Raw genomic sequence first — 14,788 nt, forward strand, 5'->3', positions numbered from 1 at the left:
CTGATGCCGCGGCCGCTGGCGGTGTCAGCGACGTGACACTTCGGCTGTTGGTGCTGGATTGCAGGCATGGGGCAAAGGTTTCAGGGTTTGCGGTCTCATGTGTCCGGGAGTTGGGCGATGTCGGTCGGCTCGAGGCTGGGGGCCCGGTTCACCTCGTGCCGATAGATCGACGAGGCGTCGTACACATCTTTCTTCAGCCGGTTGATGGAGCCGAGCGGGCGGTGCGCGGCCAGAGCGCGCCAAGAATTGAACGACAGCACGTCGTCGCCGAACGCGCGCCGCTGCGGGCCGGCCGGGTTTTGCTGGTGGAAAACAATTTTCGCGACGGGGCGGTGCGGTGAGGCGTCTTCGGGCCAGGGGACCGTGGCATCCTCGATCGGCATCGTTTTCGGGTCGGTGCAGAGCTGGACGCTCAGCTCGTACTCGGCGGTGTGGGTGGACAGGAAGTCGATGATCAGATCACGGTGGGCATCCTGGTCGGCGTCTTTCGGAAGTAATTGGTTCTCAAGGGCTTTGACCTCTGGTGAGAGCGGCGCGTATCGGAGCTTGGCCACGTAGTCGCCGTAGCGGATCGGCGCCGAGGAGTAGAACGTCTCGCCGAGGATGGGCCGGTTCTCGGCGACGAACACTGCCACGTTGGGCGGGATCGGCACACCGATTCGCTTGAGCCCGGCCAGGATGTCGCTGCCCAAGGCCATCACGCTGTCGGGCAGGCGGGCCAACAGGGTGGCCGTCGGCATGCCCTTGACCAGATAGTCGTGGGCGTCGGCGAACAGGAATTCCCGGTGGGTCACCATGATGAAGTCCTGGGTGGTGGCGTCGTCGCCCGACCGGGCGCGAGGACCTTGCACACCGAGCACTTTGATGGCCAGGCCACGGACGCCGCGCACGCGGTCGCTGCGCAGAACGCCCGAGGTGGTCGACAACCGAGCGATCAGCGGGTACGTGCGCGGTTCGGCGAACAGCCCTTGGGCCAGAGGGCCCGGCAGGTCCGGATAGACGGTCAGCTCACCGCGCAGGATTGCGTGGCTCTTGGCATGGGCGTCGCGCAGCCCGTGTTTGAATTTCTTGTAGGCCCGAACGTTGTTCTTGTGCAACGCGTCAACAATCTTGGCGATCACCTCGGCCTCATCGGGCCTCGGCTGTTCCAGATCGTCGCGGTAGCGAACGAACGTCGTCTCCTCGGATACGGTCATCGTGCAGTGGCCTCTCTCGGAGATGCGGCGCCGACCGGGTTCCATGGTGTGAACGGATTGCGCACGCCCTCAAGCGCGGGGCCGAGCTCCCGGAAGTGCCGCAGCAGAACCGTGCGCATGTTGTTGTCGCGGATCCAGGCCATGCCCACGTCGGTGTAGATCTCTCTGCGGAAGCTGTCGGTGAAGAACCGGTCGCTCTCCAGCCGCCGCGACGCCATCAGGATGAACACCCGAAACGCGGTGTCGCTGAAGCCGAATCCGGGCGGTTTCGGTTCGGCGTAGAGGCCGATCATGAGATCTACCGCCTCGACGTCGTCGTAGACCTCCCGCAACTCGGCGGCCAGGCTGCGTTCACCGGTGAGTTCCTCGAAACTGGCCGCCGGCCTGAGCCGGAACAACCGTCGAAACTCGTTGTATCGCGGGACCCCTCGTTCCCGCGATCGGATGAGATCGATGGTGGCCAGATCGAGGAACTCACCGTCAATGTGCTGCAGATGCTGCAGGTGGTGCGGATAGTTGTGCAGGTTCAGGGCGCCCGGATTGGCGCGACCGAACGAGTACAGCAGATCAGTCATCGACGTCTCGGTGAACCGGGCGCGGACGTTCTGCACGGTCAGGTCCGGCAGTTCGTGTTCGGAGAGCACGATGTCGTCGACGGCCGAACGGAAGGTGAAGGTGTCCGGGACCAACGGATGCATCCGGTACACCGCGACGAACTCCTCGGTAAGTGCATACGGGATGCCGTGGTGGTTGGTGGGCGATCCGGGGATCCCGTGCAGCAGAACGCTGCTGGTCAACCGGCCGAAGCGGCGTGCGAAACCCTCGCCGAGAAGCCCGAACCAGTTTGCCCGCATGGCCGCGACCGTGGTGGGGTGCGCGATGATCGCCGTGGTCCAGTCGACGGTGTGGATCTTGGCCATCAATGCGGCGTTGATCAAGCGAGCTTTGTCGTAGAGCTGCTGCGGTGACAGCTGCGGGTAGGCCTCGGCGAGTCGGTCGCGGATGGCATTGTGCTCGCGCATGAACAGCGAATGCAGCAGTGCCAAGCCGACCCAGAAGTTGGCCGCCGTGCCGGTCAGGTCCACCGTCGCCTCTACGTCGGGCGGCGGCAGGCCGGAGTCGTCCAGGCGCAGTCGCCCCGTATCAGGGCACCGCAGTGCGTTCGCGAATGCCGGTGTGCTGCCGTAGATTTGTGACGAGTCCCACCAGTGGGTCTCCTGGGTGGTGAACGTGGCCGGGCCGGCGGGATCGGAATGCGGGTCCGGGGCGGTCCGGCCCACCCGCATGGGACGGTGGGGCCACGGGTCGTCGTCGGCCAACGGTACAACCCACGGCCTGGTCGGCGCGGTGCCGTGACTGAACCAGTCGTGCACCTCGAACTGGATCCACGCGGCGGCCAGCACATTGAGTGTGGTGGCGGGTTGAAACTCGGTCCGGGCCAGCAGCGTTCGGCTGATCAGGCGTGGGTTGGGCTCAAGCAACTGCGTCGCCGTTTCCGGATACTGATGTGCCGGCGGGACATTGCGTCCGAAACGGCATCCCAGCGCTCCCATCTGCGGCATGCCCAGATCGTTGTGCCTGCCGTCGCGGGTACGGGCGACGAGGTAGTTACCCGGATCGTCGTCGCCGGGGTCGGGAACCGGACCGGGGTCATAGAGGTTCTGGGTACGCAACTGGTGACGCAGGCCGATCAGCACGCCGAGACCGAGCACCGTGGGTAGCCGGAACCAGCCGATGGTCTGGTCCACGAGCTGGGCGAACCGGGCGGCCATGTCGGCCAACCGGCTCGGGCGCCGAGCCGTGGTCACCATATCCGTTTTCCCCATCCGCGCACGTTTGGAATGTTGCCGCAGCGGACCGGAAAGCACATGAGTAGTGCGCTACTCGAACCGACCCGAGCCCCGCGAGAGCCCGACGACTACTTGCGTGGGCAATGGGGTAATACCCATTGAACTGGAGTAGTGCGCCACTCGTGTCAGGTGTATCGGCAGGGTCGTACGTTTTCTGGTATCGGCAATAGATCTTGCTGACGGGAGAACCAGAGATGTCCGAGATGTCTGTGACCTCGACCGACCGAGAGTCGAGCCGGCCATGATGGCGTGGCTCGCCGTACTACCGGTTTTGCTGCTCATCACCGTGGTGCTTGGCGTGTACGACCTGCAGCGCTGGCTCGAGCGCTGGGACCACGACCGGCACCTGTCGGATTGAGATCGATGCCATGCCAGGGGTAGCCCGGTGACCGCAGTCGAAGATCCATGGCTCGACCGGGTGCATTGCGCGCTCGGGTGCCTGGCCGCGCTGGAGGTTCGGGCGGACCTGCAACGTATCCGGGAGGCGGTGGCCGCGCGCTTCGCGTCCCGGTTCGCCGCCGAGGACCGCCCCTGTGTCGCCGGCAGCCCGAAGTGGCATGGTGAGGTCGATCGGGCCGTCGAACAACTCATCGGAGCCGGCGTCGCTGCCCAGCCCGCCGGGGCCGCTACTCCCGTGCAGTTGACGGCGGCGGGTCGGCGCGGTGTCGATGCGGCCTGTGCGTCGGCCTTGGCAGCTGACGAACGTGCGCTCGCGCCCGCGGCCCAGGCTGTTGTCGGGCTGGGCCGTGATCCGCTCCTGGCCGGAGTGATCACGCCGCCGCTGCGAGCGAAGTTTCTTGTTCCTCCTCATGGTGATCCCGCCACGGCCCGAGATGTGCTGTGGCCGATCATGATCGAATTGAACCTGCGTTATGCAGGTGGCATGGACGCGGCGATGCAGCGGGTGCGCGACCTGTGGCAACTGGTCGGCGGCGTGGAGGTGCCGGTGCCCGTCGCCGGACAGTACCTGGTGGGCGAGTTGACCACCGGCCAGATCGAGGGGTTGGTATCCGCCGACGCGGTACCACAGCGCTGGCCGGAGCGGGCGGTCTACCGGGTCTGGCCCGACTTCGAGACCCACCCGCTCATCGACGCGTCCTCCACCACCATCAAGGCCGTCCCGGCGCAGCGAGCGTTCGACAGCTTCGGTGACGGGATCGTATGGGCGGTGATCGATTCCGGGATCGCCGGCGATCATCCGCACTTCATGGGGCATCAGACCCTGAACGACCCGGCGGTAGCCGATCTGCATCGCGACTTCACCGCCGGTGAGCAGATCCAGTCCGCTCTCACTGACGACGACGGGCACGGCACCCACGTCGCGGGCATCATCGCCGGGGGATTGGTGGGGTTCAAACCCGAGGACGTCTACGTCGCCGAGAAACGCTTCAATGTCGGCGCCCCGGGCGGGGATGACCCGATCCTGCAGCAGCGGGCGGTCGCCGATGTCAGCAAGCTGGCCGGGATGGCGCCGCGGGCCAAGCTGGTCAGCCTCAAGGTGCTGGGCCCGGGTGACCAGACGTCGCGCGTGAGCCGCGTGATGCGGGCCCTGGACTACGTCCGTGAGGTCAACGCGCGCAGCGAGAGAATGCCCCGCATCCACGGCGTGAACCTCAGCCTGGGCTACGAATTCGCCGCGGAGTGGTTCGCGTGCGGGCAGAGTCCGCTGTGTCTGGAGGTCGACAAGACCGTGCGCTCGGGAGTGGTCGTCGTCGTCGCGTCGGGCAACACGGGTTACGTGTCGTTGAACCCGTTGTTCGCCAGTGACGTCACGAAGTTCAGCGCGGACATGACGATCAACGATCCGGGTAACGCCGAACGGGCCATCACGGTCGGCGCGACCCACCGGGATTCACCGCACACCTATGGGGTTTCGTACTTCTCGTCGAAAGGGCCGACCGGTGACGGGCGGCGCAAGCCGGACCTCGTGGCGCCGGGGGAGCGCATCACCTCGGCCGCGGCAGGCAAGAACCGCATCAGCGTCCAGCAGCAGACCGAGGCGCCGATCGCGGACGGGGTGGCGCTGTACGTCGAAGCCACCGGGACCAGCATGGCGGCCCCGCACGTGTCCGGCGCTATCGCGGCATTCCTATCCGTCCAGAGCGAACTCATCGGCAAGCCCGAGGACATCAAACGCATCTTCGTCGAATCGGCGACCTCGCTGGGCCGCGACCCAGCTTTCGAGGGCAGCGGTCTGGTCGACCTGCTGCGCGCACTGCAATCGGTATGAGTGGCGAAAGGAAAACTGATGGACAACATCGAGAGCATCGACGGCAGACCGCTGTTTCGACTGGTGTTCGACGCTGACGGTTATATCGATCCGGTGACCTCGGCTGCGTTGACCGAGGGTATCCGGGCAAGTGCGCTCACCGATCTGGTGATCTTCTCGCATGGTTGGAACAATGACGAGGCCGCCGCGACATCCTTGTACGAGCGGTGGTTCAAACTGCTGTCGCCGCAACTGGATCCGTCCTACACGGTTGGTTTCGTCGGGCTCCGGTGGCCGTCGCAGCTGTGGCGCGACGAGCCGATCCCGGACTTCGCCGATGGACAGGACACCGACGACGAGGGTGCCGTCGCACTCGCGCAGGCTCCGACCTTTCCCGCAGGCGCGCCGACGATCGACCCTGCCGAACTCGCCGACCTCAAGGCGATGTTCCCTCGCGGCAGTGCGGATCTCGACGTGATCGCCGGGCTGCTGGCCCAGCCGCCCACCACGATACGGGCCACGCAGATGTTCGCCGCGCTGCGGGCCTTCAACGCCCACACGCAGACCGGATTCACCGACGGCGAAGTAGATCCGGCCCGCATGCTGCCCCCTGGCACCCCCGGAATGCTTGACCCCCAGCGCAATCCCGTCGACGTGTTCACCAAGTTCGGTGACCGGCTGGCTGACGCCGGAGCCACGTTCGGCGGTACCGGCGGCGGCGCGGCCGGCATCGGAGATCTCGGCCAGAAGGTGTGGCACGGCGCGAAGGAGGCACTACGGCAGCTCAGCTACTGGCAGATGAAGAACCGCGCCGGCGTGATCGGCCGCAACGGACTGGGCCCGGCCATCGACCGGTTGGCCGACGGGTATCCCGCGCTGCGGTTCCATCTCGTCGGCCACAGCTTCGGCGGCCGGCTGGTGTCCTACGCGCTGGCCGGATTGCGGGAGCGCAAGCCGTCACCGGTGAAGGCAGTGACGCTGCTGGAGGCGGCGTACTCACGGTTTGCCTTCGCCGACCGGCTGCCGTTCCGCCAGGCCTCCGGCGCGCTTGCCGGGTGCCAGAATCGCGTCGACGGGCCGGTGACGGTCTGCTTCTCCCGCTACGACCGTGCGTTGAGCACCTTCTACCCGCTGGCCTCGGCAGCCGCGGGTGACGATGCGGCCGAGCTCGACGACCCGCTGTTCCGGTGGCGGGCGATGGGCTCGCTGGGTGCCTATCGTGCGGTGACCCAGCCGCTCAACGACGAGGGTGTGCCGTACAAGTTCCAGCCGCGCCAGCTGTTCAACCTTGACGCGGCGGCAGTGGTGAAAGCCGACGTGGGCCCGTCGGGCGCGCACAGCGACATCTTCCACCCGGAACTGAGCTGGGTGACCGCATACGCGGGTGGCTTGAGCAAGCCGTGAGCCGTGATCGTTTGCGGGCCGCCCGCGGTCACCGGATCAATCGGTTTGCTGTGCTCGGTCGAGCGATATGTGGGGGCGCTCGCTTTCGTCGTGTGCCCAGACGATCCGCCGGGGCGCGGAGTAGAACTCCAGCATCGCCGAGTGGTCACGCTCGAAGTAATCCCACGCCCAGGTCAGGAAGGTATCGATCTTGGAGTGCACGCCGCTCACCAGCATCGCGTGTACCCCCAACCACGCGGCGAACGCAGCCGGACCCTCGACCTGGTGGCGGTGCTTGCCGACCTCGGCGATGGCAGCGTTGCGGCCGATCATCGCCATGATGCCCTTGTCCACATACCGGAAGGGCTTTCGTTGTTTGCCCTGTCGGTCGAGCACGATGTTGCGTGCCGCCCACGTCCCCGACTGCTGCGCTACCGAACCGAGCTGGGGCAGTGCGGCTCCGGTCGTACCGTCTCCGTCCGGCACGTTGGCGACATCCCCGACGGCGTACACACCGGTGAATCCTTCGACGGTCAGGTCCGGGCGGACGTCGATGCGACCGCCCCGCCCGGTGGCGGATCCGGCGTCGCTCGCGATCGATGCGGCGGACTCCCCGCCGGCCCAGATCACCGTCCGCGCGACGATGGCTGTCCCGTCGTTGAGGTCGACCCCGTCCTCCCGCACGCGGGTTACCCCTGTGCCGGAGTGGACGACGACGTTCTCTGCGGTCAGCTTCTTGCGGGCGTACTCATGCGCCTTGTCCGAGAACGGTGCAAGAAGAGCGGGGCCATGATCAACGATGTGCACGGACCCCCTGTCGGGCAACTGACCGGTCACCCGCAGGGCACGCCCGAGTTCGGCCAGCGCTCCGGCTGTCTCGACGCCGGTCGGCCCGCCGCCCACCACCACGATGTCGAGCGCCCCGTCCTCGTCGGGACGGTTGAACAGGGCTTGGGTGTGCAGCCGCAACCGCTCGGCGTCAGCTACCGAGTAGAGCGGGAACGAGTGCTCGGCGGCCCCGGGTACGCCGAAGAAATTCGGGCGGGCTCCAGCAGCGATCACCAGGTGATCGCCGGACATCGTTCGCCCGTCGCGCAGCGTCAGGGTTCGATCGGACAGGTTGGCGGACTCGACATCCGCCACGACGACATCGACGTTGGGCAGGTCAGCTGTGATCGCGCGCAGCGGCCGCGCGATGTCCTCTGCGGGCAGTTGTGAGGTCGCCACCTGGTACAGCAGCGGCTGAAACTGGTTGTAGTCGTTGCGGTCGACAAGTGTGACCGCAAGGCCCTGCTGGCCAAGGTGGCGCGCGCAGGCGACACCCGCAAGTCCGCCGCCGAGGATCAGTACGTCCGGCTCTTCTGCGGCCATATGGGTGATTCCTCCCTTGATGCGGTCGTCGGTGAGCAAGCTCAGGGCAACGCGGGCAATCCGATTGAGAGTAGAGGTTTGATCGATATACAGCCACCGGTGGGTGTGCACAGCAACATTTCCGTGAAATGGTCGAAGGCAAGTGTCAGGGGCAGGCGCCCGGCAAGATGACAGCTATGGAGTTTGACGGTCACGAAGGCACTGGCGTGTCAGATCGTGAACCGGTGTCTCGACGACCGAGTGTTGTCGATGAACGGGTTCGCCTTGGTGAATGGGCCGGCGGGATCGCCGACGAACCCGCCCGTATTCCGTCGATTCGGATTGGTCACCGCTGGATCAGCACGCTATGGCTGATTCCGTTCGGGGTGGCCGGGGTGCTCGTCGGTGTGGTCATCGCTCAGCAACTCCGGCAGTTCGACTGGATGCAGGAGTTCATCCAGCGCTATCCGGGGACTGCGGCCGCCCGCGGCCACATCGAGCCCGGAATTCCGGCGTGGCTGCGCTGGAGTCACCTGTTCAACATCGTGTTCATGATGTTCATCATCCGGGCGGGCCTGCAGATCCTGGCCGACCATCCTCGTTTGTATCTCAACGCGGGCAGCACACCGGGCACCGCCTGGCTCAGGTTGCGTGGGCCAATCCCGCCCGATCGACTGAGCCCTACTGAAGCCAGGCAAGTGTGGACCGCCAAGGACGACTCGGTGTCGCTGCCCACCTGGCTGGGCATCCCCGGTGTTCGCCACACCATCGGGCTTGCGCGGTGGTGGCACTTCACCTTCGACGCGCTCTGGCTGCTCAACGGGGCGATCTTTTACATTCTGTTGTTCGCTACCGGGCAGTGGCGCCGCATCGTTCCGCAGTCATGGGACGTGATCCCGAACGCTGCGTCCACGGCCGTGCAGTACCTGTCCCTGGACTTTCCGGCCAACGAAGGATTCGTCGCCTACAACGGACTGCAGTTGATCGCCTACTTCTTGACGGTGTGGGTGTTCGCGCCACTGGCGTTCATCACCGGGCTACTACAGGCCCCGGCGATTGCGGCGCGCTTCGGATTGGGCAAGGGGCCGACCAACCGGCAGATCGCACGGTCCATCCACTTCCTGATCCTGCTATGGATGGTGTTCTTCATCGCCATCCACACCGCGATGGTCTTCGTCACCGGGCTGGTGGGAAATCTGAACCACATTGTGTTCGGCACCAACACCGATTCCTACTGGGCGTTGGTCATCTACCTGGCGGCCATGGCCGTGATCGTCGTCTTGTGGCTTTTCGCGTCTCCCATCACGCTGCGACACCCACGGACGGTGCAGAAGGTCGGCCAGTCCTCGATCGGCTGGATCAAGGGACTCATGGAGTGGTTCCATCCCCGTGCTGACTACTCCGAAAAGGACATCTCGCCCTATTTCTGGTCCAACGGCACCCTGCCGACGTCGGGCGCGTATCGGCAGCTCCAGGCCGGGGACTGGTCGGAGTACACCCTGCACGTGGGGGGATTGGTCGAGAATCCGACCGATTTCAGCTATGCGGAGCTGTTGGCGATGGACAAGCACGAGCAGATCACCCAGCACTACTGCATTCAGGGATGGTCGGGCATCGCGAAATGGGGCGGTGTCCGGATGCCGGACGTCATGCGCATCGTTCGTCCCATGTCGTCGGCGCGGTGGGTGGTGTTCCGGTCGATGGCCGACGGTTCCGAACCCGGCGAAGGCCGCTACTACGACTGTCACAAGATCGATCACATGCGGGATCCGATGGCATTGCTGGCCTACGAGATGAACGGTGAACCGCTCACCGAATCTCACGGCGCTCCTTTACGACTGCGTAACGAGCGTGAGCTGGGCTTCAAACAGGTCAAGTGGATCGAGTCCATCGAGTTCGTCGACAGCTTCGACCACATCGGCAAGGGCCAGGGCGGTTACAACGAGGACCACGAGTACTTCGGGTACCGAATGCCGATCTGACTCATTGGCTGGGGCACACACGTTTCGCCGATGACGCTTTCCAGGCTGTCTCATTCTGAACACTTGTGCAATCGTTTGACTGTTTGGGCTGTTTCGGGTCTACTGGTGAGCGGACCCGGTGTGAGCTACGTCGCGTAGTGAACGCCTGCGGCGCGTGATGACGTGATGGGAGGAGGTGACCCGCCATGGCGGAGGGAAGTAGTAGCTGCCTCCACATCGCTGTGCGCGGCCGCCGATCCCGAGGGAGTCTGGACTAGCTGCAACAGTCGGGTGGAGGTCATCGCTTCAGAGATTCTCGACGATGCATGATTTCTCCGCGAGAAGGGCCCGACCATGACCCACCCCACGCCGCGGCTGAGGACCCGGCCGGATCTCGTTGTCGGCCAGGACTATCCGCTGACCGAGTTGGCCGACGCGCCCGTGTTCACCGTGTTTCAGCGAGTGGCGAGCTCCCCGCGCGGGTTGACCGAACAGCAAGCTGACGAACGGCTGCATCACTTCGGCGAAAACAAGTCAGCGCCGGCTACCGACGGCGGGCCAGTCACACGGGCGCTGGCTGCGGCCCGCAGCCCTTTCGTGGCATTGCTGGTGGGGTTGGGCGGGGTGTTCGTCGTGGTCGGTGACCTGCGCGGCGCGGTGACGGTCACGGTCATGGTGGCGCTGGCCGTCATCCTTCGATACTGGCAGCAGACCCGTTCGGTGCGGGCTATTCGCGCGTTGGGCGAGTTGGTGTCGACGACGGTGACGGTACGCCGGCGAGCCACCGACGACTGCGAACCGATGGAACGTGAACTGCCCCAGCAGGATCTGGTTCCGGGGGACATCGTGATACTGCGGGCCGGCGACGTGGTGGCCGCTGATCTGCGGCTGCTCTCGGCGACCGATCTGGTCGTCGATCAAGCGGTGCTCAGCGGTGAAGCGTTACCGGTGCCCAAGGCCGTCACCGCACCTGCAGGTAGACCGGATCGCGGGCTCTGCGAACCGGTCGCGGATACCACGACGTTGTGTTTCGCCGGGACCGCGGTGGTCGCGGGTACGGCGACCGGTGTCGTGGTTGCCACCGGCGCGAATACCTACGGTGGGTCGCTGGCCCGCACCGCCGCTGCGGCACGTCCGGAATCGAGTTTCGACCGCGGTGTACGCACCGTGGGCTGGACACTGGTTCGGTTCATGCTGGTGATGGCACCCATCGTTTTCGTCGTCAACGGTCTGGTCAACGGTGTGTGGGCACAAGCAGGGATGTTCGCGGTGGCGGTCGCGGTCGGACTCACCCCCGAAATGCTGCCGGTGATCGTGACCACCAATCTGGTGCGCGGCGCGACCCGACTTGCCCGCGAGCGGGTCGTGGTGCGCCGACTGGACGCGATTCAAGATCTCGGCGCCATGACTGTCTTGTGTGTCGACAAAACCGGTACCTTGACCGAAGATCGGATCGTTTACGCGCACAGCATCGACATCACCGGGCGCCCTGACGACAACACGGCCGAATTCGCCTATCTGGCAGTGTATTTCCTCGACGGTGTGCACACCCAACTCGACGACGCCATCATCGAACTCCTCGCCGACGACCGACATCTCGATGTCCTGGCGGAGGCCGCCTTCACCAAAATCGACGAGATCGGTTTCGACCACACTCGCCGGCGCAGCAGCGTGGTGATATCCCGCCAACGCGACGAGCACATCCTGATCTGCAAGGGCGATCCGGACCAGATTCTGCCTCGGTGCAGCCGGGTCCGCCTGGACGGCGCCATCACCGAGCTAGGCGATGACCTCGCCGTCGAAGCCGACGACCTTGTCGACGCCTATCGGCGCCAGGGCATGCGGGTGCTCGCCGTGGCAGTCGATTACCTGCCTGCCCGGTGGGATCCCTACGCAGATAGCGATGAAAACGGGCTAATCCTGGCCGGTTTCATCGGATTCGTCGACCCGGTGCGCGAGAGCGCAGGCACCGCGGCGGCCATGCTGGCCGACCACGGCGTCACGGTGAAAATGCTGACCGGCGACAGCAAGGTCGTCGCACGCCAAGTTGCCGGTCAGGTCGGACTTGATGTCGGCACGCCGATCGTCGGCAGGCACATCGACAGACTCGATGATCATCAACTCCAAATTTTGGCCGCCCGCGCGAGCGTGTTCGCCGAACTCAGCCCCACCCACAAGATGCGGATTGTGGCGGCGCTGCGGGCCGGCGGCCAAGCGGTCGGATTCCTCGGTGACGGCGTCAACGACGTCGCGGCGCTGCGCTTGGCTGATGCCGGAATCGCCACTGACACCGCGACCGACGCCGCCAAGCAGGCCGCCGACCTGGTACTGCTGGACAAGGATCTCGCCGTGGTCGCGCGCGGCGTGGTGGAGGGCCGTCGCACGCTGGCCAACACCATGAAGTATGTCAAGATCACCGCCAGCTCCAACTTCGGCAACGTGCTCTCGGTGCTGGCTGCAAGCGTGTTACTGCCTTTCCTGCCCATCCTGCCTATCCAGTTGATGGTGCAAAACCTGCTCTATGACACCGCACAGCTGGCCATCGCCTGGGACCGCGTCGACCGCGGCGATCTGCGGACCCCGCGCGGCTGGCAGTCCGAAGGGCTGGTCAGGTTCATGGTGGTCTTCGGCATGTTGAGCTCGATGTTCGACCTCGCCACATTCGCGTTGCTGTGGTGGGTATTTGACGCGGCCACCGCACCGACGACGTTTCAGACCGGCTGGTTCACCGAAGGACTCTGCACCCAGCTGCTGGTGGTGCTGATCTTGCGCACATCGGCGCTTCCCTGGCGCGCCAAACCGGCGCGAGCGGTGTCGGCCACAGCGATCGGCGCCGCCGCGATCGGATTGCTCCTACCGGTCAGCGCATTGGCGGGACCGCTGCGGTTGACTGCTCTGCCCGTTCCGATACTGGCCTGCCTTGCCGTCGTGATCGCGGCGTATGCAGTGACAGCGCAGCTCGTCAAGCAACGCTACCTGCGTCATCACCCGACCTGGCTCTGAACAACCGCCGCGACATACCGGCCACTGTGTTGCCGGCGTAGCCGGCATCCGCACTCACCGTCACGACGACACCTAAGACAGGTGAAACTATGTCTGCCCCAGGTACTTTCCCGACCCGCGGCGCGCTGGTGCGCCCGACCCGCGGCGTCGCGGCCGATGTGGTCGTCTTCCTCGCCGCGGCGGCGTTGCTATGGCTGATCGTGCGGGTTGCCCACGGCACCACTGTGGCGTGGACACCGCAGACCGCGCCGGCCAGAGTTTCCACCGATCCTGCCGAACTGCCGTATTACGCCGCCCGATCGCTACTGCGTATGTTCGCCGCACTGGCCCTGTCGCTGATCTTCACTTTCGTCTACGCCACCGCCGCCGCCCGACTGCGCCGTGCAGAGAAAGTGTTGATCCCGCTACTCGACGTCTTGCAATCGGTGCCGATCCTGGGCTTTCTGTCGGTGACCGTCACGGGATTCATCGCGTTGTTCCCCGGCTCGGAGCTGGGATTGGAGTGCGCGTCGATCTTCGCCATCTTCACCTCCCAAGCCTGGAATATGACCTTCGCGTTCTACCACTCACTGGTGTCACAGCCGCGGGAACTCGATGAAGCCTCCAGGTTGCTCAGATTGTCACGCTGGCAACGGTTTTGGCGTCTCGACGTGCCTAGCGGCATGATCCCGCTGGTCTGGAACGGCATGATGAGCTTCGGCGGCGGATGGTTTTTTCTCACCGCCTCGGAAGCACTCAGTGTCAACAACCAGCACTTCGCCCTGCCCGGCATCGGTGCCTACGTCGCCGCGGCCAGCGACGCCGGCGAACTCAACAAAGTACTGCTGGCGATCGTGGTCATGATCGCCATGGTCATCGGAGTCAACGTGCTGTTCTGGCGGCCCCTGACCGCATGGGCCGAACGCTTCCGTGTCGAAGACTCCGAGACAGCCGACCTACCCCGCAGCCTCACCCTGAACCTGCTGCGCTACTCGCACGCCTCCCGGATCATCGGCGGGCCCCTCGGGCGCCTCGTCCACCCGCTCGATCGGGTGATGGCAACCTTCGGTGTCGCCGAGCATCCCCTGCGCACCTCACCGACACGACGCCGCCTCGGCGACACGGTGTTCACCCTGACCGTAGCCGTGATCATGGCCTACGGCGGCTACCGGGTTATCGATTACATCGCCACCACCGCGGGCTTCAGCGAAATCGGCCACGCCCTTCTGCTCGGGTTGGTGACTTTCGGCCGGGTCATCGTGCTCGTGATCGCCGCCACTGTGATCTGGGTGCCGATCGGAGTGTGGATCGGGTTGAACCCCAAGGTCGCTCGCCTCGCTCAACCCGTCGTGCAAGTGCTCGCATCCTTCCCCGCCAACTTCCTCTTCCCGCTCATTGCCGCATTCCTGGTCGCAACCGGCATCAGCCTCGACATCGGCGGCATCCTGCTGATGGGCCTCGGAGCCCAGTGGTACATCCTGTTCAACGTCATCGCCGGAGCCAGCGCCATCCCCAACGATCTGCGTGAAGCCGCCACCAACCTACAGCTGCCCCGAAAGCTATTGTGGCGCAAGTTGATCCTTCCCGCCATCTTCCCCAGCTACGTCACCGGCGGCATCACCGCCGCCGGCGGCGCCTGGAACGCCTCCATCGTCGCCGAAGTCGTCAGCTACAACGGCACCACCCTGACCGCGACCGGGCTCGGGGCCTATATCACCGATGCCACCGCCACCGGCGACTCCAGCCACATCCTCATCGGCGTCATCGTCATGAGCTTCTACGTCGTGGCCACCAACCGGCTGTTCTGGCGACGCCTCTACGCGCTGTCGGAACGACGCTTCTCCCTGACCTAACACG

Annotated in this window: 8 protein-coding genes; 5 read left to right on the forward strand and 3 right to left on the reverse strand. The window is 65.2% G+C overall.

Going from position 1 to position 14,788, the window contains the following annotated elements; translation table 11 throughout:
• Positions 1–95: 95 nt before the first annotated feature.
• Together H276_RS0104375 and H276_RS0104380 are read right to left on the reverse strand one after the other, a co-directional pair.
• Positions 96–1,220 (reverse strand): catalase family protein, encoded by a 1,125-nt coding sequence (locus H276_RS0104375; RefSeq protein WP_369758402.1) that lies wholly within the window; start codon positions 1,218–1,220, stop codon positions 96–98.
• A complete protein-coding gene (locus tag H276_RS0104380; RefSeq protein WP_051111384.1) occupies positions 1,193–2,968 on the reverse strand; it encodes a peroxidase family protein in 1,776 nt (591 codons plus the stop codon). Before H276_RS0104380 ends, H276_RS0104375 begins: the two co-directional genes overlap by 28 nt.
• A gap of 463 nt (positions 2,969–3,431) precedes the next feature.
• Here H276_RS0104380 and H276_RS0104390 point away from each other — a divergent pair, with 463 nt between their 5' ends.
• Positions 3,432–5,276, forward strand: coding sequence for a S8 family peptidase (locus H276_RS0104390; RefSeq protein ID WP_019970095.1), 1,845 nt, complete (start codon positions 3,432–3,434; stop codon positions 5,274–5,276).
• Positions 5,277–5,294: 18 nt separating this feature from the next.
• Positions 5,295–6,659: an alpha/beta fold hydrolase gene (locus H276_RS0104395; RefSeq protein WP_051111385.1), complete on the forward strand. Its 1,365-nt coding sequence runs from the start codon at positions 5,295–5,297 to the stop codon at positions 6,657–6,659.
• 36 nt (positions 6,660–6,695) lie between these two features.
• Here the strand turns inward: H276_RS0104395 and H276_RS0104400 are convergent, their stop codons facing one another.
• On the reverse strand, positions 6,696–8,009 hold the full coding sequence (locus tag H276_RS0104400; protein ID WP_036460607.1) for an NAD(P)/FAD-dependent oxidoreductase: 1,314 nt from the start codon (positions 8,007–8,009) through the stop codon (positions 6,696–6,698).
• A 128-nt stretch (positions 8,010–8,137) separates the two neighbouring features.
• Between H276_RS0104400 and H276_RS0104405 the strand changes: the two genes are divergently transcribed.
• The 3 genes from H276_RS0104405 to H276_RS0104415 all read left to right on the forward strand — a co-directional run bounded on the left by H276_RS0104405 (position 8,138) and on the right by H276_RS0104415 (position 14,784).
• Positions 8,138–9,970 carry a molybdopterin-dependent oxidoreductase gene (locus tag H276_RS0104405; protein ID WP_019970098.1) on the forward strand — a complete coding sequence of 611 codons (1,833 nt, stop codon included), beginning with the start codon at positions 8,138–8,140 and terminating at the stop codon, positions 9,968–9,970.
• Positions 9,971–10,303: 333 nt separating this feature from the next.
• Positions 10,304–12,952, forward strand: coding sequence for a magnesium-translocating P-type ATPase (gene mgtA / locus H276_RS0104410; protein ID WP_019970099.1), 2,649 nt, complete (start codon positions 10,304–10,306; stop codon positions 12,950–12,952).
• Between the two features lie 89 nt (positions 12,953–13,041).
• The gene (locus H276_RS0104415; protein WP_019970100.1) at positions 13,042–14,784 is read left to right on the forward strand and encodes an ABC transporter permease subunit; all 1,743 of its coding nucleotides are present in this window, start codon (positions 13,042–13,044) and stop codon (positions 14,782–14,784) included.
• The last annotated feature ends 4 nt before the right edge of the window (positions 14,785–14,788 follow it).

This window comes from Mycobacterium sp. 141 (assembly GCF_000382405.1).
GTDB lineage: Bacteria > Actinomycetota > Actinomycetes > Mycobacteriales > Mycobacteriaceae > Mycobacterium.

Coding starts and splice junctions, on each gene's coding strand:
- mgtA (WP_019970099.1), top strand. CDS start 10,304: ATGACCCACCCCACGCCGCGGCTGAGGACCCGGCCGGATCTCGTTGTC.
- H276_RS0104395 (WP_051111385.1), top strand. CDS start 5,295: ATGGACAACATCGAGAGCATCGACGGCAGACCGCTGTTTCGACTGGTG.
- H276_RS0104400 (WP_036460607.1), bottom strand. CDS start 8,009: ATGGCCGCAGAAGAGCCGGACGTACTGATCCTCGGCGGCGGACTTGCG.
- H276_RS0104415 (WP_019970100.1), top strand. CDS start 13,042: ATGTCTGCCCCAGGTACTTTCCCGACCCGCGGCGCGCTGGTGCGCCCG.
- H276_RS0104405 (WP_019970098.1), top strand. CDS start 8,138: ATGGTCGAAGGCAAGTGTCAGGGGCAGGCGCCCGGCAAGATGACAGCT.
- H276_RS0104380 (WP_051111384.1), bottom strand. CDS start 2,968: ATGGCCGCCCGGTTCGCCCAGCTCGTGGACCAGACCATCGGCTGGTTC.